This window comes from Bhargavaea cecembensis DSE10 (assembly GCF_000348905.1).
Taxonomy (GTDB): Bacteria; Bacillota; Bacilli; order Bacillales_A; family Planococcaceae; genus Bhargavaea; species Bhargavaea cecembensis.
Window position 1 is genome coordinate 22,190 of record NZ_AOFT01000010.1, and the last position, 26,131, is coordinate 48,320.

At 56.6% G+C, this 26,131-nt stretch carries 20 protein-coding genes, 1 other RNA gene and 1 other annotated feature; of the genes, 18 read left to right on the forward strand and 3 right to left on the reverse strand.

Annotated elements, in window-relative coordinates:
- Positions 1-2 precede the first annotated feature (2 nt).
- Together yajC and C772_RS10355 are read left to right on the forward strand one after the other, a co-directional pair.
- A complete protein-coding gene (gene yajC, locus C772_RS10350) occupies positions 3-263 on the forward strand; it encodes a preprotein translocase subunit YajC (RefSeq protein WP_008299815.1) in 261 nt (86 codons plus the stop codon).
- Between the two features lie 127 nt (positions 264-390).
- Positions 391-1,032, forward strand: coding sequence for a DUF421 domain-containing protein (locus C772_RS10355; protein WP_008299817.1), 642 nt, complete (start codon positions 391-393; stop codon positions 1,030-1,032).
- A gap of 3 nt (positions 1,033-1,035) precedes the next feature.
- On the opposite strand, the gene C772_RS10360 is transcribed toward C772_RS10355, so the two are convergent.
- Positions 1,036-2,547 (reverse strand): putative polysaccharide biosynthesis protein, encoded by a 1,512-nt coding sequence (locus C772_RS10360; protein ID WP_008299819.1) that lies wholly within the window; start codon positions 2,545-2,547, stop codon positions 1,036-1,038.
- Between the two features lie 94 nt (positions 2,548-2,641).
- Here C772_RS10360 and C772_RS10365 point away from each other — a divergent pair, with 94 nt between their 5' ends.
- From C772_RS10365 to dtd, 7 genes are all read left to right on the forward strand, one after another.
- Positions 2,642-2,995, forward strand: coding sequence for a post-transcriptional regulator (locus tag C772_RS10365; RefSeq protein ID WP_008299821.1), 354 nt, complete (start codon positions 2,642-2,644; stop codon positions 2,993-2,995).
- Positions 2,996-3,111: 116 nt separating this feature from the next.
- Positions 3,112-5,379, forward strand: coding sequence for a protein translocase subunit SecDF (gene secDF, locus C772_RS10370; RefSeq protein WP_008299822.1), 2,268 nt, complete (start codon positions 3,112-3,114; stop codon positions 5,377-5,379).
- Between the two features lie 76 nt (positions 5,380-5,455).
- A complete protein-coding gene (locus C772_RS10375; protein WP_008299823.1) occupies positions 5,456-5,818 on the forward strand; it encodes a LapA family protein in 363 nt (120 codons plus the stop codon).
- A 126-nt stretch (positions 5,819-5,944) separates the two neighbouring features.
- Positions 5,945-8,293 carry a single-stranded-DNA-specific exonuclease RecJ gene (gene recJ, locus C772_RS10380; protein WP_008299824.1) on the forward strand — a complete coding sequence of 783 codons (2,349 nt, stop codon included), beginning with the start codon at positions 5,945-5,947 and terminating at the stop codon, positions 8,291-8,293.
- Complete coding sequence (locus C772_RS10385) at positions 8,284-8,802, forward strand: adenine phosphoribosyltransferase (protein ID WP_008299825.1); 519 nt, start codon at positions 8,284-8,286, stop codon at positions 8,800-8,802. Before recJ ends, C772_RS10385 begins: the two co-directional genes overlap by 10 nt.
- Before the next feature lie 118 nt (positions 8,803-8,920).
- Positions 8,921-11,116 carry a RelA/SpoT family protein gene (locus C772_RS10390; protein WP_008299826.1) on the forward strand — a complete coding sequence of 732 codons (2,196 nt, stop codon included), beginning with the start codon at positions 8,921-8,923 and terminating at the stop codon, positions 11,114-11,116.
- 18 nt (positions 11,117-11,134) lie between these two features.
- A complete protein-coding gene (gene dtd, locus C772_RS10395) occupies positions 11,135-11,578 on the forward strand; it encodes a D-aminoacyl-tRNA deacylase (RefSeq protein ID WP_008299827.1) in 444 nt (147 codons plus the stop codon).
- Positions 11,579-12,079: 501 nt separating this feature from the next.
- Here the strand turns inward: dtd and C772_RS10400 are convergent.
- The gene (locus C772_RS10400; RefSeq protein ID WP_008299828.1) at positions 12,080-13,636 is read right to left on the reverse strand and encodes an N-acetylmuramoyl-L-alanine amidase; all 1,557 of its coding nucleotides are present in this window, start codon (positions 13,634-13,636) and stop codon (positions 12,080-12,082) included.
- A gap of 118 nt (positions 13,637-13,754) precedes the next feature.
- Positions 13,755-13,996 (forward strand) — a binding site (T-box leader).
- 54 nt (positions 13,997-14,050) lie between these two features.
- On the opposite strand from C772_RS10400, the gene hisS reads away from it, so the two are divergent.
- From hisS to C772_RS10415, 4 genes are all read left to right on the forward strand, one after another.
- Positions 14,051-15,319, forward strand: a complete 1,269-nt coding sequence (gene hisS / locus C772_RS10405) for a histidine--tRNA ligase (RefSeq protein ID WP_008299829.1) — start codon at positions 14,051-14,053, stop codon at positions 15,317-15,319.
- A 21-nt stretch (positions 15,320-15,340) separates the two neighbouring features.
- Entirely contained in the window at positions 15,341-17,134 is a 1,794-nt protein-coding gene (gene aspS, locus C772_RS10410; protein WP_008299830.1) for an aspartate--tRNA ligase, read from the forward strand.
- 35 nt (positions 17,135-17,169) lie between these two features.
- Positions 17,170-17,353, forward strand: a non-coding RNA gene (gene ssrS / locus C772_RS16390) — 6S RNA.
- Positions 17,354-17,424: 71 nt separating this feature from the next.
- A complete protein-coding gene (locus C772_RS10415; protein WP_008299831.1) occupies positions 17,425-18,189 on the forward strand; it encodes a tRNA threonylcarbamoyladenosine dehydratase in 765 nt (254 codons plus the stop codon).
- A gap of 318 nt (positions 18,190-18,507) precedes the next feature.
- On the opposite strand, the gene C772_RS10420 is transcribed toward C772_RS10415, so the two are convergent.
- Positions 18,508-19,794 (reverse strand): replication-associated recombination protein A, encoded by a 1,287-nt coding sequence (locus C772_RS10420; RefSeq protein ID WP_035002171.1) that lies wholly within the window; start codon positions 19,792-19,794, stop codon positions 18,508-18,510.
- 124 nt (positions 19,795-19,918) lie between these two features.
- Here C772_RS10420 and cymR point away from each other — a divergent pair, with 124 nt between their 5' ends.
- The 5 genes from cymR (at position 19,919) to recD2 (ending at position 25,899) form a co-directional block, all read left to right on the forward strand.
- Entirely contained in the window at positions 19,919-20,338 is a 420-nt protein-coding gene (gene cymR, locus C772_RS10425) for a cysteine metabolism transcriptional regulator CymR (protein ID WP_008299834.1), read from the forward strand.
- Between the two features lie 72 nt (positions 20,339-20,410).
- A complete protein-coding gene (locus tag C772_RS10430; protein ID WP_008299836.1) occupies positions 20,411-21,556 on the forward strand; it encodes a cysteine desulfurase family protein in 1,146 nt (381 codons plus the stop codon).
- A gap of 20 nt (positions 21,557-21,576) precedes the next feature.
- Entirely contained in the window at positions 21,577-22,692 is a 1,116-nt protein-coding gene (mnmA, locus tag C772_RS10435) for a tRNA 2-thiouridine(34) synthase MnmA (protein ID WP_035002172.1), read from the forward strand.
- Between the two features lie 12 nt (positions 22,693-22,704).
- Complete coding sequence (locus C772_RS10440; RefSeq protein ID WP_008299838.1) at positions 22,705-23,373, forward strand: tetratricopeptide repeat protein; 669 nt, start codon at positions 22,705-22,707, stop codon at positions 23,371-23,373.
- Positions 23,374-23,391: 18 nt separating this feature from the next.
- Complete coding sequence (gene recD2, locus C772_RS10445; RefSeq protein ID WP_008299839.1) at positions 23,392-25,899, forward strand: SF1B family DNA helicase RecD2; 2,508 nt, start codon at positions 23,392-23,394, stop codon at positions 25,897-25,899.
- The last annotated feature ends 232 nt before the right edge of the window (positions 25,900-26,131 follow it).

A 26,131-nucleotide genomic window follows, 5' to 3' on the forward strand; every position in this document is an offset into this window, starting at 1 on the left:
AAATGGAAACATTAGTAGCCCTGGCGCCGCTGATCCTGATGTTCGCCGTGATGTGGTTCTTCCTGATCCGCCCGGCACAGAAGCGGCAGAAAGCAACACAGCAAATGCAGAATGAACTTCAGCGCGGCGACAAAGTCGTCACGATCGGAGGCCTCCACGGCACGATCGATGCAGTGGATGACGCGACCGTTTTTGTGAAATGCACCGACGGAACCCGTCTCCAGTTTGAACGTGCGGCAATCGGCCGTGTGCTCGACAACTGATCCGTTTAAACAACCGCAGGCACAGCGGAATATTCCGCCGTGCCTGCGGTTTTTGTGTCTGCATAAAGAAAGCAAAGGTTTGATTCCCGCCGCGATTCCCCATACTGAGCGGGAAAAGAGGTGCATCATGGAAGATTTGCTGGCAGTGGTATGGCGGACGGTTTTCCTGTATGTGCTCATCATCATCGTGCTGCGGCTCATGGGAAAGCGGGAACTGGGGGAACTGAGCGTAGTCGACCTTGTCATTTCCGTGCTGATGGCGGAAGTGGCCGCCTTTGCGCTTGATGATCCGGACAGTTCATTGCTGATGGCGATCATGCCGATCCTGGTGCTCCTGCTCATCCAGATTTCGGCGTCCTACATTTCCCTCAAAAGCAAAAAGTTCCGGGATGTCGTCGAGGGCGATCCGTCGGTCATCATCCGGAACGGCGTGATCGAAGAACAGAATATGAGACAGCAGCGCTACAACATCGATGACCTGCTCCAGCAGCTCCGGGAGCAGCAGGTGGCTTCCGTACGGAATGTCGCGTATGCCTTCCTTGAGCCGAGCGGCAATCTGGCGGTATTTGAAAAAAACAGTGACAAGCCGATCCTCCCGCTGATTTCTGACGGGGTGATCCAGAGGGAACATCTTCCGCTGATCGGCAAGGACCTCGAATGGCTGATGAATGAACTGAAGGATGCGGGATACAGCGGGCCGGAACAGATCTTTTTCTGCACGCTTGATAAGGACGGACTCCACATCCAGGAAAAGGGCAGGACGGGCTAGCCGTCAGAACCGTTTGGCAAGCTTGCGGACCGTCCGCAGGTCGGACAGCCGGAAATACCGGAACAGGACGAGGAGTACGAGAAGGAAGACGGACGTGACGACGATGTCGCCAAGCATGCCGAACGGCACTTCCTCGATCAGGAGCGGCCTTGCGACGACGGTCAGGATAAAGGACAGGTACGGGATGATGAACATCGTGAAACCGGTGGAGGCCTCCCGCTTTTTGCGGAGTGTCGCGATATGGAGGAACGACGTGACCAGCACGCCGAAACCGATGGCCATGACGGCTCCGGCTTCCTGGAGGCCCGGCTGTGAGGCCAGCACGAACATCACGAGGAGTTTTCCGATTCCGCCATACACGGAGTTCATCATGGCGGCTTTTGCCTCCTGCATGGCCTGCAGGATGGAGTGAAGCGGACCCTGTATATAATAGAAGAAGAAAATTGGAGCAAGCATCAGCATATAAGCGCCGCCGTCAGAAATATGGAACAGCTTAACCGCCATTTCCTCTCCGTGAAGAAAGAACACGGCGGCGGCGACGCTTCCCGTGATCGCGGAAATCCGAAGTGACAGATGGATCCGTTCGCGCAGAAGCCGGATATCGTTCAGGGCTGCCGCGCTCGACACAGCAGGCACAAGGACGACGGACAAAGCATGCGAGATAAAGGCCGGGAACAAAAGCAGCGGGATGAGGACACCCGAGATGACGCCGTACAGCGAGGTGGCAGCCGTCACCCCGATCCCGGCCATGCCCAGCGCGCGGATAAAGACGATCGGCTCCAGGAACCAGGTAAACGAGCCGAACAGGCGGCTTCCGGAAGACGGAAGAGACACGGACAGGATCGGCCGGAGAGGGTACAGCCCCTTCGGCTTTTCGGATTTGCCGCGCTTGACCTGACGGTACTTGATGTACAGGTACAGAAGGGTCGCGATCTCGGCAGCTCCGGTGATGGCCATTGCGTAACCGGCCGTCATCGCCGGACGGGACGGGTCAGCGAACATCGGAAGAAGGAAGCTGATGAGGGCGATCCGCACTGTCTGCTCGAGAATCTGCGACCAGGCGGTTTCCTCAATCCGTGCAATTCCCTGGAAATACCCTCGGATCAGACCGGAAGCGGTCGCGATCGGCAGCGCGGCCAATGAGATGTACAGCACAACCGACGTTTCCGGGTTGCCGAGAAGCGTCCCGGACAAATAAGGGATGCCGAGGATGAACAGCGGGAGGAGGACGATTGAAGCGGCGACAGACAGGATAGCAGAGGTACGCATCACCTGCTGGAGTCCGTTCCGTTCTCCCTTCGCATGCAATTCTGCGACAACCTTGGCCACACCGATCGGCAGGCCCAGCTGGATCAGGGCAAGGAAAAAGATGAACGCCGGATAGGCGGTCATGTAAGTGCCGACCGCTTCTTCCCCCGCAACCCGCATAAACTGCATCCGGTAGATGAAGCCGAAAAACTTGGACAGGAAGACCGCGCCCATCAGGATGATGGTGCCCCGGAAAAATGTCGACACATTGAACACTTCCTTCTCTTGGTGGCCGAAATCTTATACAATATCCGTATGCGGGAGCGAGGGCCCGTACGACTCACGGAGAGGATGTGACAACATGGCGCACGATAATTTCGGTGACCTCTTCGACCGGGTCCGGCCGGCGCTTTCGAACAAAGCGGATGAATTCAGTTTTTACGGCTATGGTTCTGTCACGGAAGAAGATTTGTGGACGTATTGCCTCGGTAAACTATGGCGCAAAAAAGAAATCCGGGCGATTCCGGTCCACGAGGCCGTGGGTGACATTCTGTCCATCTCGCCTTCCAGGTACATGACCCACACCCAGGTGGAAGGGTTTAAGAAAGCGGCAGGAAACAGCGGTTTTGGAGGGCTGGACGAAGAAGAATTCCGTGAGCTTCTTGCTCCGAAAGGGAGAAATGGGGACCCGCAAACAGCCCAAAGGCCGAATTGACACGGCAGGCAACGTGTTCCATAATGGAACTGTTGCTTTTTTTGTGCGTCTATAAATAGGTGTCCGGCAGTTGAAGGACACTGTCTTTTGCTGCGAATTGAATAGGGGGAACAAACATGAAAACTCGAGGGCGCATAGTCGCTTTTCTATTGCTCCTGGTACTGTTTGCCACGACAATTGCGGGAACGGGCAAGCAGATCGCCCAGGATGTCAACCTCGGCCTGGATCTTCAGGGCGGGTTCGAAGTGCTCTACCAGGTGGAACCGCTCCGTGAAGGCCAGAAGATTACAGAAGAAGTTGTGGCCGACACCGCAAGGGCACTGACCGACCGGATCGACGTGCTTGGCGTAAGTGAGCCGAGCATCCAGATCGAGTCCGGTAACCGGATCCGGGTGCAGCTTGCGGGTATTGAGGACCAGGAATCGGCCCGTGAACTATTGTCGACACAGGCCAATCTGACATTCCGCGACACAAGTGACCGTCTCATGCTTGACGGGGATGACCTGGTCGAAGGCGGCGCCCAGTCGACGTTCAACGACCAGGGGCAGCCGATCGTCACGCTCCAGCTGAAGAGCGCGGAAAAATTCGGTGAGGTCACTTCCGAAATCGCCTCGATGGCGCCGAACAACCAGCTGGTCATCTGGCTCGACTTTGAAGAGGGCGTGGACAGCTTCGCGGAGGAAGTGACGAAGCCGGAGCCGAAGTTCATCTCCGCACCGAACGTCTCCAGTCCGATTCTTTCTTCAGACGTCGAAATTTCAGGTTCATTCACGGTTGATGAAACGAAGCACCTTGCCGGTATCCTGAATGCCGGTGCGCTTCCGGTCAATCTGGAAGAGATCTACTCGACGTCGGTCGGCGCCCAGTTTGGTGAGCAGGCGCTCGAGGAGACGGTCATCGCTGCGGCGATCGGTATCGCCCTCGTCCTTCTCTTCATGCTCGTCTACTACCGTGTGGCAGGCTTCGTTGCCGTCATCACGCTGTCTGTCTACGTTTATCTGCTAATCCTTGTCTTTAACCTCCTGAACGGCGTGCTGACGCTTCCGGGTATCGCGGCGATCGTGCTGGGTGTCGGGATGGCGGTCGATGCCAACATCCTGACCTACGAGCGGATCCGTGAGGAACTGCGGATCGGCGGTACGGTTAAGGAAGCGTTCAAGGCGGGGGCCAAATCGTCCTTCACGGCGATTCTTGATGCGAACATCACCACGCTGATCGCGGCAGGCGTCCTGTTCGTCTTCGGGACAAGCTCTGTCAAAGGGTTCGCGACGATGCTCATCCTGTCGATCCTGCTCAGCTTCATCACTGCTGTCTGGGGATCGCGCCTGCTGCTCGGGCTGCTTGTCCACAGCAACATGCTTGATGGTAAGCCCGGCGCGTTCGGCCTTTCGAGAAAGTATATCCATACGAAAGAGGAAGAGCTGGATGTCCTCGACCTTACCACTCGATTTGACCGCTTTGATTTTGCGGGGAACCGGAAAAAGTTCTTTACGGCTTCAATCATCTTCCTCGTAGCAGGTGCCATCGTCCTTGGGATTTTCAAGCTGAACCTCGGCATTGACTTCTCGAGCGGTACACGCGTGGAAGTGCTGTCCAATGAACCGCTTACTCAAGAAGAAGTGGCCGCGTCCCTCGAAGAGGTTGGCCATCCGACCGAAGACATCCTGATCTCGGGTGAAAACAAGGAAATTGCCGTTTTCCGTTATAAGGAAGACTTGAGTCAGGGAGAGATCAACCAGCTGAAAACGGACCTCGGTGAGCTTTATGGCCACGAACCGAATGTCAGCACCGTTTCTCCGACTGTCGGGCAAGAACTGGCGGAAAATGCGGTCAAAGCGCTGGCCATCGCCATGCTGGGGATTATCATTTATGTTGCCTTCAGATTTGAGTGGCGCATGGGTGTGGCGTCCATCGTATCGCTCCTGCACGATGCGTTCTTCATGGTGGCACTCTTCAGTCTGCTGAGGCTGGAAGTCGACATCACCTTCATCGCAGCCGTCCTGACCATTGTCGGTTACTCGATCAACGATACGATCGTCACATTCGACCGGATCCGCGAGAACCTGCACAAGATGAAGAAGATCGAGACGGAGCAGGACTTGGCCAATGTCGTCAACAAGTCGCTCCGACAGACCCTTAGCCGGTCGCTCAATACCGTCCTGACGGTGATCCTGGTCGTTCTGGCACTGATCTTCATCGGTTCCGAATCGATCCGGAACTTCTCGCTTGCCCTCCTGTTCGGCCTGATCGCGGGTACCTACTCGTCGATCTTCATCGCCGCCCAGCTGTGGCTGCAGCTGAAGAAGAGGGAGATCAAAAAGAAAGGGACGCTCGACGTCCAGAAAAAAGAAAAGAACTGGGGCTCCGACGAACCGGTCGTCTGATCAGGTTTCCGCTCCTAAATGGACAGGGTATACATCTGTATGCCCTGTCTTTTTTGTATGGAAAGGAGGACCTCAAATGAAATTCCAGTGGACATTGCTTTTGGGACTCATTCTTGCCATCATCGTTGCCTGGTTTGCAATCGTCAATGTGGATCCGGTACCGGTGAACTATGTGTTCGGAACGGCGGAGTGGCCGCTTATCCTCGTCATACTGGGTTCTGCATTGCTCGGGGCTGCCGTGAGCGGTTTGGTGTCGATGTTCCGCACCTTCATGCAGAAGCGGAAGATCAAGCGGCTGGAGCGGGAAGTCAACGAGAAGGAAATCATGATTGCGGACCAGCAAAACGAAATTGCGACCCTTCAGCATGCCGCTTCGGCATTTGCCCCGGAGCCGGACGCAGAACCGCGTGACAATAACCTTGGCGGCACTGGCCGCTAACCTCCCGACAACATGCCGGGAGGTTTTTTTGGGCAATTCCGTAACGATTCTTTCACTTCCATCAATTTGCACCGATAGAACGGATCACCCGATCTCATGTATAATAGACCCCAAGGAAGTGATGGAATGATAGAATCGATGAAGCGCTGGCGGACGCAGGACAGCAATGCGGGGGCGGCGGAAAAGCTCCGCCAGGCCCTCGGGCTTTCGCCGATCGCGGCGAAGGTCCTGGCGTCGCGGGGATTCACGGACCCGGAGGAAGCGTCCGCCTTCATCCGGATCGGCACGGAAAGCTGGCATGATCCGTTTCTCATGAAAGACATGGACAAAGCGGTCGACCTGATCCAAAAGCATATCCGCACAGGACGGCGCATCGCCGTCTATGGGGACTACGATGCAGACGGCGTCACGAGCACGACCGTCCTCATGAAGGCACTGCTTTCGCTTGGCGCGGATGCCTTCTATGTCATCCCGAACCGGTTCAAACACGGGTATGGCCCGAATACGGACCTGTTCCGTGAGGTCTACGAGCGCGGTGCTTCGCTGATCGTGACGGTCGACAACGGCATCTCGGGCAATGCACAGGTGGCTGCCGCCAAAGAGATGGGCATGGATGTGATCATCACGGATCACCACGAGCCGGGTGAGGTCCTGCCGGAGGCGGATGCCATCATCCATCCGCGCCATCCGGAAGGGAACTACCCGTTCGGGGAACTGGCAGGAGTCGGGGTTGCCCTTAAAGTCGCGCATGCGCTGACCGGCGACTTTCCGGCGGACTCGCTGATTTTCGGTGCAATCGGTACGGTTGCCGACCTTGTCCCGCTGCATGACGAAAACCGGCTCATCGTCAAAATGGGCATCGAGAAACTGAGGCACACAGCCAATCCGGCCATACGGGCGCTGAGCAGCGTGTCGGATGTGCGCCAGCAGGAAATCAATGAAGAAACGATCGGTTTCGCATTCGGCCCGAGGATCAATGCACTTGGCCGTCTGGGCGATGCGGAGCCGGCCGTCCGCATGTTCCTGACGGAGGATGCGGCTGAAGCATCCATGCTTGCGTCTCAGCTGAATGACCGGAACAAGGAAAGGCAGAAGATGGTTGCTTCCATCGCCGATGAAGCGATCGCGCAGATCGAGGATACATATGGCGATGCGGTTCCTCATGTGCTGACGGTCGCGGGTGAAGGATGGAATCCCGGAGTCGTCGGAATCGTCGCTTCGAGGATTACCGAAAAGTATTACCGTCCGTCGATCGTCCTTGCGCTCGACCCGGAAAAGGGGATTGCGAAAGGATCCGCCAGGAGCATCGAGGGCTTCCACATGTACCGTGAGCTCAAGAAAAATGCGGATCTTGTCCCTCATTTCGGCGGCCACCCGATGGCGGCCGGGCTGACACTGCCGATCGAACATGTCACGCAGCTTAGGGAAAACCTCATCACTCAGGGTGAGGAAGTGCTGACGGAAGAGGACCTGATCCCGACACTGGATGTCGATGTGCAGCTGACACTGGAGGAAGTCGATATAGAATCGATCGAATCCCTTGCGGAACTTGGACCGTACGGTGTCGGCTTTGCAAAACCGGTCTACTGCCTGCCGAATCTGAGTGTGGAGTCGAGCCGAAAAATCGGGTCGATGAAAAACCATTTGAAGCTAGCCGTATCGGACGGCGCCAACACACTCGATGTCGTCGGATTCGGGCTCGGCCATCTGGAGGACGAGCTGACACCGGATGCCCGGGTGAGCCTCGCGGGAGACTTGCAGATCAATGAGTGGAACGGCCGGAAAAAGCCGCAGCTGATGCTGACAGACCTGAAATCGGACGGCTGGCAGCTGTTTGATGTGCGGGGGGAACGCATGCTTTCCAGGTGGCTTCCTTCCATTCCTCAAGAAGCGGTATTTGTTGCCTTCAAAAAGGAAAGCGTCCGTAAATTCCGGGCAGACACCGGGAAGGAAATTGTTCAGCCGGCGGAGCTGGATCCCGTGCGTTCACAGACACTTGTCCTGCTCGATCTGCCCGATTCGCTGGAGGAACTTGAGGGGCTTCTCAGTTCCTGCGGGCCTTCCCGGATCTATGCGCACTTCCATGTGCCCGAGTCCCGCTATTTCATGGGAATTCCCGACCGGAAGCAGTTCGGCTGGTACTATACGTTCCTTAAGCAAAAGGGAAGCTTCCACGTTATGCGCGAAGGGGAACGTCTTGCCAAACATAAAGGCTGGAGCCGGGATACGGTTATTTTTATGACAAAGGTGTTTTTTGAGCTCGGTTTTGTTACAATGGAGAATGGACTCGCCGCAGTCGTAGGCAGCCCGCCGAAGCGGGACCTGTCCGAATCCGAAACCTATTCGGGACTGGAGCGGCGAATCAATATCGAGCAGACTTTACTTTATTCGCCCTATCAGGAATTACGGCGGGTCATCGGCAGCATCCTGGATGCACCGGAAACCGCCCGGGAGGAGCAGCAACTATGGATTTAAAGCAATACGTGACGATTGTCGAGAACTATCCGAAGGAAGGCATCAGCTTCAAGGATATTACGACAATCATGGACAATGGTCCTGTCTATAAATACGCGACCGACCAGATCGTCGAGTACGCGAAGAAAGTCGGCGCCGAGATCATTGTCGGCCCGGAAGCACGCGGGTTCATCATCGGATGCCCGGTCGCCTATGCACTCAACATCGGCTTCGCGCCGGTACGGAAGGAAGGCAAGCTTCCTCGTGAAACGATCAGGGTCGAATACGGCCTGGAGTACGGCAAGGATGTCCTGACCATCCACCGCGATGCGATTAAGCAGGGACAGAAAGTGCTGATCGTCGATGACCTTCTGGCAACCGGCGGAACAGTCGAGGCGACAGTCAAACTTGTCGAAGAACTCGGCGGAGAAGTGGCAGGCTGCGCATTCCTCATCGAACTTTCCTACCTGGACGGCCGTGAACGCCTCAAAGGCTACGATGTCCATGCACTGATGAAATACGAAGACTGATTCGGCCCCCGGCGGAAGCCGGGGGTCTGATTCGAGGGCGCGTTTTTGCAAAAACGCGCTTTTTTGATAAAATAGTTTTACTTTATATCAGAAAAGCAATTGAAAGGCGGTGGACGGAATGGCGAAAAATACGGTGATGACGGTGGAAGATGTTTTCGCATCCGTCTCCTCCTATATGAATGAGGAACACGTCCAATTCGTAAAGGATGCCTATGAGGTGGCTGAACAGGCACATGAGGGGCAGACCCGGAGCTCGGGCGAACCGTATATCACACATCCCGTGCAGGTCGCGGGCATCCTTGCCGAACTCCAGATGGATCCGGAGACGGTGGCGGCAGGCTTCCTGCATGATGTTGTCGAGGACACCGGAGTCACGAGGGAAGCGCTGGTCTCCCGGTTCGGGGAGGAAGTGGCCAGGCTGGTTGACGGCGTCACCAAACTGGATAAGCTGAAGTACAAGTCGAAAGAAGAAAAGCAGGCGGAAAACCACCGAAAGATGTTCCTCGCGATGGCACAGGACATACGGGTCATCCTCATCAAGCTGGCGGACCGCCTTCACAATATGCGTACACTCAAGTACACGAGCCCCGAAAAGCAGCGCCGGGTATCGGCGGAGACGCTCGAAATCTTCGCTCCGCTCGCACACCGGCTCGGAATTTCGACAATCAAGTGGGAACTGGAAGACACGGCACTGCGTTACCTGAACCCTCAGCAGTATTACCGCATCGTCAACCTGATGAAACGGAAGCGGACGGAGAGGGAAAATTACCTCCGGAAGGTCATGGATCAGATCCGCGACGAACTGGAACAGGTAAACATCAAAACCGAACTTTCCGGAAGACCGAAGCATATCTACAGCATCTACCGCAAGATGGTCATGCAGAACAAGCAGTTCAATGAGATCTATGACCTGCTCGCCATCCGCGTCCAGGTCTCGAGCATCAAGGACTGCTATGCCGTCCTCGGAATCATCCATACGCTCTGGAAGCCGATGCCGGGACGGTTCAAGGACTACATCGCCATGCCGAAGCAGAACCTGTACCAGTCGATCCATACGACGGTAGTCGGACCCCACGGCGAGCCGCTCGAAGTACAGATCCGTACGGACGAGATGCACCGCATCGCCGAGTACGGGGTCGCGGCACACTGGGCGTATAAGGAAGGCAAAAACCTACAGGAAAAGCAGGACAGCCTCGATTCCAAGCTGACCTGGTTCCGCGAAATTCTCGACTTCCAGAACGAATCCTCAAATGCGGAAGAGTTCATGGAATCGTTGAAGTACGACCTGTTCTCCGACATGGTCTATGTCTTCACGCCGAACGGCGACGTGCTGGAGCTCCGGTCGGGTTCGGTCCCGATCGACTTTGCCTACCGGGTCCACTCGGAAGTCGGCAACAAGATGATCGGCGCCAAGGTCAACGGCAAGATTGTCCCGCTCGACACCGAGCTCGCAACGGGAGACATCGTGGAAATCCTGACGTCCAAGCAGTCGTTCGGCCCGAGCCGCGACTGGCTCAAGATCGCCAATACCTCCCAGGCCAAAAACAAGATCAAGCAGTTTTTCAAAAAGCAGCTGCGTGATGAAAACATCATAAAGGGCCGCGAGATGATCGAACAGGAACTCAAAGAGCGGGGGCTCCCGAAAAAAGAGGTCCTCACAGAGGAAAACATCAAGCGGGTGTGCGACAAGTTCAACTTCGCAAATGAAGAGGACATGCATGCCGCGGTCGGATTCAACGGCATCACCGTCCAGCAGGTGGTCAACCGGCTGACGGACAAGCTCCGAAAAGAGAAAGAAGCCGAGCTGCAGCTGGAGAAGATCACCAAGGAAATGGCTGCCCCGGCTCCGAAAAAAGAGACGGAATCGGGAGTCATCGTCCCGGGCATCGACAACCTGCTGATCCGTCTGTCCCGCTGCTGCAGCCCGGTGCCGGGTGATGAGATCGTCGGCTACATCACAAAGGGCCGCGGCGTATCCGTGCACAGGGAAGATTGCCCGAATGTATTGCCGGAAGATACGGAAAGCCGGCTGATCGACGTGGAATGGGCAAACAGTCCGGCAGGGAAGACGAAGGAATACCAGGTGGACATTGAAGTATCCGGATTCGACCGGCCCGGTCTTCTGAATGAAGTGATGTACATCGTCAACGACCTGAAGACGGTGATCACGGCCGTCAGCGCGAAAAGTGACAAAAACAAGATTGCGACCATCAACATGACGCTCCTGATCACGAACATCACCCACCTCCACCGGATCGTTGAGCGCATCAAGCAGATCCGCGATATCTATTATGTCCAGCGGGTCACGAACTGAGCTAAGGGGGAGTTTGGAATGAAAGTGGTCATCCAGCGGAGCGGGAAGGCCTCCGTGACCGTCGACGGGGAAGTGACCGGCGCCATTGACAGCGGCTATGTGCTCCTCGTCGGCATCACCCATACCGACACGGAAGATGATGTCCGGTATGTGGCGAACAAGGTCGCGAACCTGCGCCTGTTTGAAGACGGGGATGGAAAGATGAACCTGTCGATCCTGGAAGCCGGCGGCTCCGTGCTTTCGGTGTCCCAATTCACCTTGTATGCGGACACGGCAAAGGGCCGCCGTCCCGGCTTCTCGGAAGCGGCAAGGCCCGAACAGGCCGAGCCGATATACAAGCAGTTTAACGAGGAGCTCCGGAACCTCGGACTCCAAGTGGAAACCGGCGTATTCGGCGCCATGATGGACGTCAGCCTAGTCAACGACGGACCGGTTACGGTCATTGTTGAGTCGAAGAAATGATAAACGTAGAATCCGAATGAGCACTGCTTAAACTTAACAATCGGACCCAGAAGTAATCTTTCTGGGTCCGATCTGTTATTTTTGTGGAGAAGCGTATGAACAATTTACAACCATGCTCTCATTGAATCACTAGATAGACACTCGATACTCCAAGTGGGCCCGCCTAGCTCCAAGTGAGAGCCCTGTTACTCCAAGTCATGCCCCTAGCACCAGGTACCGTTCGCCCCAATAAGCCCTATTACGGATTGAAGCGGAGGGCCCGAGACTCCTGCGGGAAAAGCCGGACATAAGCCAGTACGAAGACTGGCGTCTGCGCCCACAAGCGAAGCGTTGGGCAGCAGGCAAGCAAGACGCAGTCGCGGGGCTCGGCGCCGGCCCGCGGAAAGCGAAGGGCCCGCAGCGGAAATCCGGAGGATTTTCCGGAAATGAAAAAAACGCAGACAATTGAGCGATGTGCTCCATTGTCTGCAGTTTGGTGACAACCAGAATCGGTTCAGCCTGTTATTTTTCTAACTGGGAATCAAAGTATTTAATAATCCCTTTATAGATGCCATCGGTGGCTTGTTCCCGGTATTCCGGGTTTTTCACCCGGCGTTCTTCGGACAGGTTGCTGAGGAAGCCGAGTTCTATAAGGATGGACGGCTGCCGGTTTTCGCGGAGCACAAGATAGTTGCCTTTCTGGACTCCGCGGTCCTTCAGGCTTACTGATTTACCGAGGGATTGATTAATATACTCTGCGAGAGACTCTTCAATCGACTTCTGGTAATAGGTGGTGAATCCTCGGACCGAGTGGTCGGTCGTGGCATCGTAATGGAGGCTGATGAACGCATCGGCTCCCGCCTGGTTGCTTACCGAAACCCGCTTTCTCAAGCCCACGTATTCATCGGTCTCGCGGGTCAGGATCACTTCAGCGCCGGCGGCTCTCAGCTTGGACGCGAGAAGTTCCGCAGTGGGGAGGGTGAGGTCTTTCTCATCCGTCCCCCTCAAACCGGTTGTCCCGCCGTCATAGCCCCCGTGACCCGGGTCGATCACCAGGGTCAGCCCGTTCAGCGTTCCCGCCTTGCGGCCGGCTTTTTTCTTTTTGTCTTTCTGCTGTTCTGCCGCCTCCCCGCCGACCGAGACGACCCAGCTCGCCACATAGGCTTCCGTGCCGTCATTGAGTGAAATGCGGTACCAGTCATTTTCCAGGACACCGCTGAAAGCTTGTCCTGCTTCCACCCGGTCCACCACACGGGAGGAAGTGGAGGCGCTGCTCCGGAGGTTCGTTCCGTCATAAAGAATCGTGACGGTTGCGGATTGGCTTTTGGAGTCCGATCCGGATTCTCCTGCAGAAGTGCCGGCTACAGCACCGCCGGACGATCGCGTGCCATGGAATGAATACACCCAGCCTTCCTTGCCGTCAATGGCAAGCTTGACCCAGTTGCCCTTGGTTTCACTGATCGGATAGGTTTCACCCTGCCGGACCACGGTGACTTTGCCGGCGTTCAGGTCCGGATTTTCCCTGACATTCAGGGCGGAGACGGAGACGGTGAACGTTTCGTTTGCTGTTTTCGCCTTTTTGGTCTCGGAATTAGCCGAGGAGGCGGTTATGTATTCGCTGGAAACCCAGCCCCGCGTTCCGTTCACGGTTACTTCCGTCCATCCGCCGGATGAACCGTGGGAAGTGGCCTGGTCGCCGCGGTTCATCTTCAGAAGAACTGCGGAAGACGTAGTCGGCTCTGCGCGTACGTTCAGCCTGTCCACCTGTGAGATGACGGTGTCCGCTCCGGATGCCGGAGCCGCTGACGACTTGGTGAGGTAGGCGGCGATATATCCTGTGGATGAGCCTGCATCCACATACAGCCAATCACCTTCAGACCCGAGCACCTTGACCGTGTCGCCCCGCTTCAGTGAACCGGTCACGCCATGGGTGAGTCCCGGGCCCGAACGCACATTGATGGAATCGGTGTCGACGGTTACAGTGCCCGCTGCCGTGGCAGTGCCGGGTGTCCCCTGGAAGCCGAGCAGCAGCCCGAAGATCAGCAGGATGGATAATCCGATTTTTCGTTTGTTCCTCATGCATCCCCCTCCTTAAGGATAAGTTTACGGTGAAGAGCCCGAGAATTCTATACCTTTTTCGATAACGGTTGACAGTTGATTCTTTAGTCATTAACATAATGGTTAATTGATACTGGAATGGACGCCACTGACCGGAAAAGTAGCGGCCCATTGTCCTGAAAAGAGAGGGTGGGACCCGGGCTGAAATCCCACCTGCAGGACACGGGCAGTGAACAACATCCGTGAGGCTTTTCTTCGAAAAGGGAGACATCCCCGCGTAGGAGAAGACGGAACCGGCCGTTACCCGGACCGAGTGGGTGCAGCCGTGCTGCGCCAATCAGGGTGGAACCGCGGTGGCTAAATGGAGCCTTCGTCCCTTGCAGAGATGCAGGGGACGGGGGCTCTTTTTTCATTCCTGGGAAGGATGGGAAATCAATGATGTTCAAAGTGCCTAGAGGAACCAAGGATCTGCTTCCCGCAGAAACGGGGAGCTGGCAGGCGGTCGAGTCGCTGATCCGGGAAACTTGCCGGCTTTACCGGTATGAAGAAATCCGGACACCGGTTTTCGAGCAGACGGAACTGTTCACAAGAAGTGTCGGGGACACGACGGATATCGTCCAGAAGGAAATGTACACATTTGAAGACCGGGGCGGGCGTTCCCTGACCCTCCGTCCGGAAGGCACCGCGCCGGTCGTCCGGGCATTTGTCGAAAACAAGCTGTTCGGATCTCCGGACCAGCCGGTGAAACTTTATTACATGGGGCCGATGTTCCGCTATGAGCGCCAGCAGGCAGGCCGCTACCGGCAGTTCGTGCAGTTCGGAGTGGAGGCGATCGGAAGCGACTCTCCCGCAATCGATGCGGAAGTCATCTCCCTTGCGATGGATGTGTATCAGCGTGCGGGACTCAAGGATCTGCGTCTTGTGATCAACTCGCTCGGCGACATGGAAAGCCGGAACGCACACCGGGAAGCGCTGATCCGTCATTTTGAACCGTCGATCGGCGAGTTCTGCAGTGATTGCCGGAACCGGCTCGAGAAAAATCCGCTCCGGATCCTGGACTGCAAAGTGGACCGGGATCACCCGCTGATGAAAACCGCCCCGGCGCTCACCGACTACCTGAACGGGGAGTCCGAAGCCTATTTTGAAGAAGTGAAAACGGCACTTGACGCACTCGGAATCGAGTATGTGGTGGATCCGAATCTCGTCAGGGGGCTGGACTACTACAATCACACTGCCTTCGAGATCATGAGCACTTCGGACGGATTCGGAGCCATTACGACGCTTTGCGGAGGCGGGCGCTATAACGGGCTCTCCGAGGAAATCGGCGGCCCGGAAGCGCCGGGCATCGGATTTGCCATGAGCATCGAGCGTTTCCTCATGGCGCTGGAGGCGGAAGGCAAGATGACGGAGACCGAAAGCCGCCTGGACGCATTTATCGTCGCTCTGGATGAAGAGTCGCGGAAAGAAGCGGTCAAGATTCTCGGGAACCTGCGCCGGGAAGGCATAGCGGCCGACATGGATTACATGAACAGGAAGATGAAGGCCCAGATGAAAGCGGCAGACCGCCAGAAAGCCGGATATGTCATCGTGATCGGCGAAGATGAGCTGAAAAACGGAGCTGCCGGCGTCAAGAATATGGCGGAAGGCACACAGGAGACGGTGGAATTCACCCGTCTGGCGGAAACCCTGAAAAGCAGATCTTGAGTGGAGGAAGGAAGAGCAGATATGAAGAGAACCAACTATTGCGGTGAAGTCACCGAGGCACAGGTCGGACAGAAAGTCGTTCTGAAAGGATGGGTGCAGCGGCGCCGTGACCTTGGCGGCCTGATTTTCGTGGACTTGCGTGACCGCACGGGGATTGTCCAGGTCGTATTCAACCCGGACTTTTCCGGAGAGGCCATGCAGACGGGCGACCGCCTGCGAAACGAATTCGTCATCGAGGTACGGGGTACGGTGATCGGGCGCCAGGAAAATCAGGTGAACCCGAATCTCAAAACCGGCAAGATCGAGGTGCAGGCGGAAGAGATCGATATCATCAACGAAGCGAAGAACCCGCCGTTCGTCATTGAAGATGCAAACAACGTGGGTGAGGAAATCCGCCTTAAATACCGCTATCTTGACCTGCGCCGGCCGGAAATGTACCGGACGTTCAAGATGCGCTCGGACATCATGAAGACGGTTCGGAACTTCCTGGACGACAACGGCTTCATGGAAGTCGAGACACCGTACCTGACAAAGTCGACTCCGGAAGGCGCCCGGGACTACCTTGTTCCGAGCCGTGTGCATGACGGGGAATTCTATGCGCTTCCGCAGTCTCCGCAGCTTTTCAAGCAGCTGCTCATGGTATCCGGTTTCGACAAGTATTACCAGATTGTCCGATGCTTCCGTGACGAGGACCTTCGGGCGGACCGTCAGCCGGAATTCACCCAGATCGACATGGAGATGAGCTTTGTCGAGATGGAAGACGTCATCGGCCTGAACGAAGCGCTGATCCAAAAAGTCATGAAGGACGTCAAGGGCGTGAAAGTGTCTGCGCCGTTCCAGCGCATGACCTATGACGAAGCGATGGCCCGGTACGGTTCCGACAAGCCGGATGTCCGGTTCGGACTAGAACTGCAGGATGTCTCAGAAGTGGTCGCAGACTCCGCGTTCAAGGTGTTCGCAGGAGCGGTTTCCTCCGGAGGTCAGGTCAAGGCGATCAACGTCAAGGGCGCCGCGGGCGATTATTCCCGAAAGGACATCGACGCGCTCGGTGAGTTTGCGGGCCGGTACGGTGCCAAGGGTCTGGCCTGGATGAAGGTCGAGGAGGACGGCCTGAAGGGCCCGATCTCCAAATTCTTTGAAGGCGACGCGGCGGAACAGCTGAAGTCCGCACTGGAAGCGGAAGCCGGAGACCTCTTGCTCTTCGTCGCCGACAAAAAGCAGGTCGTTGCAGACGCTCTCGGTGCACTCCGCCTCAAGCTCGGCAAGGACCGCGGACTGATCGACGAGTCCCGCTATGCCTTTTTGTGGGTGACCGACTGGCCGCTGTTCGAATACGACGAAGAAGATGGCCGCTACTATGCCGCACACCACCCGTTCACGATGCCGGTCCGCGAAGACATCGAAAAGCTCGGCACGGATCCGCAGAAAGTCCGGGCGATGGCCTATGACATGGTATTGAACGGCTTTGAACTTGGCGGAGGTTCTCTCCGGATCTATGAGCGCGATATCCAGGAAAAAATGTTCAAGGCGCTCGGATTCTCCGAGGAAGAAGCAAAGGCCCAATTCGGATTCCTGCTCGATGCCTTCGACTACGGCACGCCTCCGCACGGCGGGATCGCCTTCGGGCTCGACCGTCTCGCCATGCTCCTTTCGGGCGCAACCAGCCTGCGCGACGTCATCGCATTCCCGAAAACGGCAAGCGCGAGCGACCTCATGGTGGAAGCGCCGTCCGGCGTATCCGACGCGCAACTACAGGAACTGGGTATAAAGCTCCGGAAGGAAAATAAGGCGGAAGCCACAAACGTTCAGCATTGATTCCAAGATTCGGATATGTTACTATAATTCCAATACAGATCCTGATGTGTTCGTTATTTGTCTATCAGTTTTGACCGAACATTCAAATCGTAAGGGAGTCCGAATACCGGCATTGCTGGCATGCCCTCTAGCGGGGAAGTCAAACGTGCCGGTGAGGACACCCACCTGCCTGGTGCGGGTTCAAAACGATTACCCAAAGACGGCACGATCGGGATCTGTCCCATTCTGACTGACCGCCTCCCGCCTGAGCGGGAGGCTTTTATTTTCGATTGTGAAAGGAAGGAACCCCCATGCTTCACCAGTTTTCCAGAAATGAACTTTCCATAGGAAAAGAGGGGCTTGACCGATACCGGCAGACAACCGTCGCGGTGCTTGGCGTCGGCGGGGTCGGCTCATTCGCGGCGGAAGCCTGCGCCCGGACAGGAATCGGCCGGATCATTCTGATCGACAAGGACGAAGTCGACATCACGAATGTCAACCGCCAGCTTGTCGCTTACTTGTCGACGATCGGGAAGAAAAAAGCCGATATCATGAAAGAGCGGATTGCGGACATCAATCCCGACTGCGAAGTGATCACACTCAATATGTTCTACACGGAAGAAACCGCGGACCAGCTGTTCGATCTGAACCCGGACTACGTGATCGATGCATCCGACACGATCGCCTACAAGATCCATCTGATCAAAGAGTGCGTGAAGCGCGGCGTGAAAGTCATCTCCTGCATGGGGGTCGCCCGCAAAACCGACCCGACTCGGCTGAAGATCACGGACATCTCGAAAACCCACACCGACCCTCTCGCCAAAGTGATCCGGACGACGCTCCGCAAGGACGGCATCCGGAAAGGCGTCCCGGTCGTATTCTCCGATGAAAGTCCGATCATCTCCAAGGAAGAAGTAAACGAAGTGGTGGGGAAGCCGGATGCAAAGATCCGCAAGGCCAAAATGCCTCCTGCATCAAACGCATTCGTCCCGTCGACCGCCGGATTGTTCTGCGCTTCCTGGGTGCTGAATGACATCGTGAAAGACATCGGGATCAAGCGCGTAAAAGGCGAATAAATAAAATCCGTTCCCCATGGGGAGCGGATTTTTTCTCTGTCTCCCTTGAGGAGTCAGATAATTTTATGTTAACCGGATTGGGAAGTTGAAACATGAAGTCCGGAGTTGCAGCATGGACTGTGAAGTTGAAATAAGGCAGGGCAAGTTGAAATATGGACTGGGAATTTGAAATAAGGAGTCGCAAGTTGAAATAAGGATTGCAAAGTTGAAATAAGGAATGAAAAGTTGCAGTATGGAGCCCGAAGTTGAAACAAGGAACGGCGATGCCGACTCCGTCTGCCCCCAATCAAAAGAAGCCGTCCCGGGCGGACGGCTTCTTCATGGTTTTTTCATAAACTGCTTCAGCTTTTTATAGATGCCGGCCATCTTTTTCTCCTTGCCGGCGATGACGGGTTCATAGAACCGTTCATCAGCCACCTTGTCGGGAAGGTATTGCTGGCTGGTCCAGCCGCCGAACTCTCCGAGCGGGGTGTCGTGGGGGTACTTGTATCCGGTATGGCCGAGAGCTGCGGCACCGGCGTAGTGGGCATCTTTGAGATGCTGGGGGATGTCCCCGGTGTCTCCGGCATGGATCAGGGCTGCCGCTGCGTCAAATGCGCGGTACGCTGAGTTGGATTTTTCGGAGAGGCACATCTCGATGACCGCCACGCTGAGCGGAATCCGTGCCTCCGGCATGCCGAGCCGTTCCGCCGACTGTGTCGCGGCCAGCACATGTGCGCCGACATCCGGATTGGCAAGGCCGATATCTTCATAGGCCATGACGAGGAGCCGCCGGCAAACGGCCGTCAGGTCACCCGACTCCAAGAGATGCGCCAGGTAGAAGACGGCGGCATCCGCATCACTTCCGCGCACGGATTTTTGGAGGGCGGACAGGAGATTATAGAAGTGGGAGCCGTTCTTGTCCCCGAACACGCCGGAGCGCCCGATCAGGCTCTTGATCACCGCATCTTCCACGGTCGTCGTGCCGTCTTCCTCGTCGGATGCCAGCACGGCCGACTCAAGAAGCGTCAGGGCCTTCCGGGCATCGCCGCCCGCGCCTTCCGCAAGACGGCTGATCTGTTCATCGGTTATTTGGATAGCCATCCGTCCGAGTCCACGGTCTTCGTCCGAGAGCGCCCTCCGGATCAGTTCATCGATGTCCCCGGCTTCCAGACCCTTCAGCTGGAGGATTTCTCCGCACCTCGATCGGATTGCTGGATTCACGTCATGGAACGGATTTTCGGTCGTGGCACCGATCAGCACGATTGATCCGTTCTCCACATGGGGGAGAAGGGCGTCCTGCTGGAGCTTGTTGAATCGGTGGATCTCATCCAGGAAGAGGATCACCTTGCCGGTGACACGGGCTTCGTCGACGACCCGCTCCACATCTTTTTTGCCGGACACTGTGGCGTTCAGCGCGATGAACGGCAGGCCGCTTGTGCCCGCTATCGCATGCGCGAGCGATGTCTTGCCGACACCGGGACGGCCGTACAGAAGCATGGACGGCACATGCCCGTTTTTGATCATCCGGTACAGTGCGGTCCCCTCACCGATGATGTGCTTCTGGCCGGCAATCTCATCTATATTTCTTGGCCTCATCCGGTAGGCGAGCGGTTCGTTCTGCATGAAATCAGCCCTTTCAGTCATCCATCCTTCCATTATACATGTCCTCCCGGGACTCTTCATGCGCGGGGCCGGGAATTGTTGTGCTATAATGGCGGATAGAAATCCGCAGGGTAGAGGTGTACCGATGAAAATATCGACCAGAGGCCGTTACGGGCTGGCAATCATGATCGAGCTCGGCCGGCAATACGGGAGCGGGCCTGTTCCGCTCCGGAAAATCGCAGAAATCAATAACCTGTCCGAGGCATATCTCGAACAGCTTGTACCGCCGCTCCGCAACTCGGGGCTTGTCAAAAGTGTACGGGGCGCGCACGGCGGATATAAATTGGCCAAGCCGCCGCACCAGATCTCGGCAGGCGATGTGATCCGTGTCCTGGAAGGGCCGATCCAGCCGGTCGAGGGAATCGAAGATGAACCACAGCCCCAGCGCCAGCTGTGGGGACGCATCCGCGACGCGGTGAAGGACGTGCTGGACACTGTCACGATCGAAGACCTGATCAATATGAAATCTGACAGCGAAGACGAAGGCTACATGTTCTATATTTAATGGCCTGACGTCAGCCGCCGGCGCGGAAAAAGACCGATAAGCCGGCGGCGCTGCTGGGAAAGGGTTTTGAAGATGAACGGAATCTATCTGGACCATGCGGCCACGACCCCGGTCCATCCCGAAGTGGCGCGGATATACGCGGAACTTCTCACAAGCACATACGGAAATGCTTCGAGCATCCATGGCACGGGACGAGCCGCGAGGAAGCTGCTTGACGACAGCCGGGCAACCATTGCCGGCCGGATCGGTGCCCGTCCGGAAGAGATCATCTTCACGGGCGGCGGCACGGAAAGCGACAACTTCGCCATTTTCGGCACCGCCGAAGCAAGATCGGATGAAGGGCGGCATATCATCACGACGGAAATCGAGCATCATGCGGTACTCAACGCGTGCAAACGTCTTGAAAAGCGTGGTTATGAGGTAACCTGGCTGCCGGTCGATCAGGAAGGCCGTGTGTCTCCTGAGGATGTCAGGAATGCCCTCCGTGACGATACGATCCTTGTGACGATCATGGCGGCAAACAATGAAGTCGGCACAATTCAGCCGATCGGCGAAATCGGAGAAATCCTGAAAGAGCACCGGGCCGCCTTCCACACCGATGCCGTCCAGGCATTCGGAGAGATTCCGATCGATGTCGGGGAACTCGGAGTGGACCTGCTCAGTGCATCTGCGCATAAAATCAACGGGCCGAAGGGGATCGGTTTCCTTTACCAGAAAAACGGCACGAAGCTCATACCGCCGACTTCCGGCGGGGAACAGGAACGGAAACGCCGTGCCGGTACGGAAAACGTGCCGGGCATCGCGGCATTTGCAAAGGCGGCGGAAATCGCCCATGAGACGCTCCCGGAACGCCGGGAACGGCATGGGGCATTCAAGCACATCATGACCGGTGCTCTTGAGGAGTCCGGCATCGCCCATCGTGTAAATGCCGGAGGGGCAGAAACGCTTCCGCATATCCTGAACCTCAGCTTCCCGGGAACGGATATTGAATCGCTGCTCGTGAACCTGGATCTGGCTGGCATTCATGTATCGAGCGGCTCCGCCTGCACGGCGGGGTCGATCGATCCGTCACATGTGCTCGTTGCAATGTATGGAGACGGGGCGGAAGAGCTGCGCAATTCCGTCCGCTTCAGCTTCGGATACGGACTATCGGAAGAAGACATCCGGACTGCCGCGGAAAAGACGGCAGCCGTGGTCCGGAGACTCGCAGGACAATAGAAAGGTGAACAAATATGGCAATCCATAAAAAACCCGAAGATACACGCGTCGTCGTCGGAATGTCAGGCGGCGTCGATTCCTCTGTGACCGCGCTGCTCCTGAAAGAGCAGGGCTACGACGTCATCGGCATCTTCATGAAAAACTGGGATGACACCGATGAAAACGGCGTCTGCACGGCGACGGAGGACTACGAGGATGTCATCCGTGTCGCCAACCAGATCGGCATCCCGTATTACGCGGTCAACTTCGAAAAGCAATATTGGGACAAAGTATTCACGTACTTCCTTGATGAATATAAGGCAGGGCGCACGCCGAATCCCGACGTCATGTGCAACAAAGAAATCAAGTTCCGGGCATTCCTGGACCATGCGATGAGCCTTGGTGCCGATTACCTGGCGACCGGGCACTATGCACGAGTGGAGCACGGTGAAGACGAATCCGTCATGCTCCGCGGCGTCGACGATAACAAGGACCAGACCTACTTCCTCAACCAGCTGTCCCAGGACCAGCTGTCGAAGGTCATGTTCCCGCTCGGCCATCTTGAAAAGTCCGAGGTCCGGAAGATCGCCCTGGAGGCGGGACTTGCGACGGCAACGAAAAAAGATTCGACCGGCATCTGCTTTATCGGCGAACGGAATTTCAAGGAATTCCTGTCCGGCTACCTGCCTGCCCAGCCGGGCGCGATGGAGACGATGGACGGCAAGCGCATGGGCACTCACGACGGGCTCATGTACTATACGATCGGACAGCGCCACGGCCTCGGCATCGGCGGAGCGGGCGATCCTTGGTTCGTCATCGGAAAAGACCTGAAACGCAATGTGCTGCTTGTCGGCCAGAACTTCCACAATGACGCGCTTTACTCCGACAGCCTGAAGGCGGTCCAGATCGGTTTCACATCTGATGTGCCGAAGCCGGAAACCTTCCGATGCACGGCGAAATTCCGCTACCGGCAGCCGGACACAGGCGTCGAAGTGAAGCTGCACGGCGACGGAACAGCGACGGTGACATTCGATGAGCCGGTCCGGGCAATCACGCCCGGCCAGGCGGTCGTGTTCTACGACGGTGACGTATGCCTTGGCGGAGGAACAATCGACGAAGTGTTCAAAAACGGCAGCCGGCTTGATTATGTCGGCTGAGGAGTGATGGAAATGGATCATAATACCGAAGGGATCAAAGCGATCCGCAATGAAGACTATGAAGAGGCCGTAAAAGCATTCACGGAAGCGATCGATGCCAATCCGGACGATCCGATCGGCTATATCAATTTCGGGAACCTGCTCGCATCGATCGGACGGGAGGAAGAAGTACTGAAAGCGGAGAAATTCTTCCAGAAGGCGCTGGCCCTTGACCCCAGTTCCATGACGGCGGTCTACGGGCTTGCCGGCCTCTACTATAATCTTGAGCGATATGAGGAAGCGGCGAAACTTTACGAAAAGGCGATCCGCGGCGGCATCGAAGGTGCGGATGCCCCTTACATGCTTGCAAAGTCGCTCGAGCGAACCGGCAAGCTGAAGCTGGCGCTGCCGTATATGCAGCGCGCGAGGGAACTGGCTCCGGATGATCTCCAGATCCGGCTGTCCTACGGCATTCTCCTCGCGTCGATGGAAATGTTCGGCGAGGCGATGGAGGAGCTCATGTTTGTCACGGAACACGACCCGGACAATGCGGACGCCCATTACAATCTTGGTGTGCTGTACGCGGTCTCCACGCAGCAGCGCGGGCATGCGCTCAGCCATCTCGAGAAGGCCTTCACGATCAGCCCGGACCATATCCAGGCCCGTGAGGTCTATAACATGATCAGCCAGTCGGAAGAGTAAGGAAAAGGAGGAAGCGGGATGGCCGGGCAGATGGACCTATTTAAAGAAGACGAACAATATCTAACCGGCCGGCCGGTAGCGACGGTCTTCCATAATCCGCAGAACCTCTTTTCGATTCTCCGCGTTAAAGTCACGGCGACCGACTCCGGCTATGACGGCAAGGAGATTGTCGTGGCAGGCTATTTCCCTCCCCTTGAAGGGGAGGATACATATAAGTTCCGGGGAAGCCTCGTGGAGCACCCGAAATACGGGACCCAGTTCAAGGCATCCGTGTTCACGAAAGACCTGCCCGACACCGAGACGGGACTGGTCCATTATCTGTCTTCCGACCTGTTTCCGGGAATCGGACAAAAAACCGCCCAGTCAATTGTCCGGGAGCTTGGAAAAGATACAATCAGCCTGATCCTGAACGATCCGTCCGCCCTTGACAGGGTGCCGAGGCTGTCGGATGAGCGAAAAGAGACGATTGTGTCCGTCCTGCAGGAGAACATGGGCCTGGAACGGATCATGATTGCGCTGAATGAATGGGGATTCGGCCCGCAGCTGGCGATGCGAATCTACCAGACTTACCGTGAGGAGACCGTCAGTGTGCTGCAGACGAATCCGTACCGTCTGATCGGGGAAATCGAGGGAGTCGGCTTTCAGCGTGCGGATGAGCTCGGTGCCCGGCTCGGCATAACAGGTGACCACAAGGACCGTGTGAAAGCGGCAGTGCTTCATCTCCTGAACATGGCGGCACTTTCGGAAGGCCATGTATTCATGGAAGCGGAAGCGCTCCTGCCGGAAGCCAAGCGGATGCTTGAAGCGAGCCAGCCCCACAAGATCAGTTTCGAAGCGATCACCCAGGCGATCATCGAGCTGGGTGAGGAAAGCAAGATCGTCGTCGAACAGAAACGCTGCTATCTGCCGTCTCTTTACTTTTCCGAGATCGGCATCGCCTCGAAGGTGGTGTCGCTGCTTGAGGACGTGTCGCACAAGGATGCGTTTCCCCAGTCGGAAATCCGGAAGGCGCTCGGGGGAATCGAGGAGCGCCTCGGGGTCACGTATGCCAAAACCCAGGTGGAAGCGATCGAGCTTGCACTCCATTCGTCGTTCATGATCCTGACGGGGGGGCCGGGGACGGGAAAGACGACCGTCATCCGGGGGCTTGTCGAACTGTACGCCGAACTCCACGGGCTGTCGCTCGATCCGAAGGATTATGTGAAAAAGGAAGAAGCGTTCCCGATCGTGCTCGCCGCACCGACCGGACGCGCGGCCAAGCGGATGAGCGAGTCGACCGAACTGCCGGCGATGACGATCCACCGGCTTCTCGGCTTTACGGGAATGGAGCGGGAAGAGGAAACGGAGCGGGAGCTGGACGGAAGGCTCTTCATCATTGATGAAGTGTCGATGGTCGACACCTGGCTTGCGCATCAGCTGATGAAGGCGATTCCGGACGGAGCCCAGGTTATTTTCGTCGGTGACCAGGACCAGCTTCCTCCCGTCGGGCCCGGCCAGGTGCTGAAGGACCTGCTTGCCTCAAAACAGGTGCCCGCGGTCGAGCTCACGGATATCTACCGCCAGAGCAGCGGTTCGTCGATCATCGAGCTCGCCCACAGGGTGAAGAAAGGCCAGGTCACCGATGATCTCGGCAAAAAGACATCCGACCGGTCCTTTATCAAGGCCGGCACGCCGCAGATTCCTGAAGCGGTCGAGAAAGTCCTGAAAAGTGCCATCTCGAAAGGACAGTCGATCCATGACGTCCAGGTGCTGGCTCCGATGTACAAGGGACCTGCCGGCATCGATAACCTCAACAAGCTGATCCAGGAGATCGTCAATCCCGCTAAGGAAGGCCGGAAGGAAACCGTGTTCGGCGACATCACCTACAGGATCGGCGACAAAGTGCTCCAGCTCGTCAATCAGCCGGAAAGCAATGTGTTCAATGGTGACATCGGCGAAGTGGTTGCGATCATGAAGCCGAACGAGACCGTCGACAAGAAGGAAATGATCGTCGTCTCGTTTGACGGCCTTGAAGTGACCTATGAACGGAAAGATCTCAGCCAGCTGACGCTGGCCTACTGCATCTCGATCCACAAATCGCAGGGCAGTGAGTTCGGGACGGTCATTATGCCGGTCGTCCGCACATACCGCCGGATGCTGCGCAGAAACCTTCTGTACACCGGACTGACTCGCGCGAAAAACTTTTTGATCCTGATCGGCGAGCCGGATGTGTTCAGGGAAGGCATCGCCCGGGGCGACGACCTTAACAGGAGGACGACGCTCATGGAGCGTGTGACGGGCGGTGAAGCGCCTTCCGCCGAAATGGCAGTACATCCGGCGGAGAAGAAACCGGACGGCACCGTAGCGGATGATGAAACCGGCACCGCATCAGAAGCCCCTGACGATGACAGCAATTTGGAGCCGGAGCGGCCACCTTCTGCAGAGCCCTCCGCTCCGCCATCCCTCAGCCTGTCCAACCACCATGCCATCGACCCGATGGTCGGCATGGACGGGGTAACGCCGTATGACTTTATGGATGGGCGTTGACAAGATCAGCCCCCTTTCACTATAATGCGGGATATAAGACAATTCGATGACGGAGAAAGTACGCACTGCGCCGGTACAGGAAGGATCCCCCCGACTGAAAGGGATTCCGCAGGCAAGGATGCGGAAAGCTACTCCAGAGTGCAGCTCATCCCTGCCGTCCGCCGCGTTAAGGCAGTTGAGAGACAGTGGCGGATGCTGCTGTAATCAGGGTGGTACCGCGAACAGATCCTTC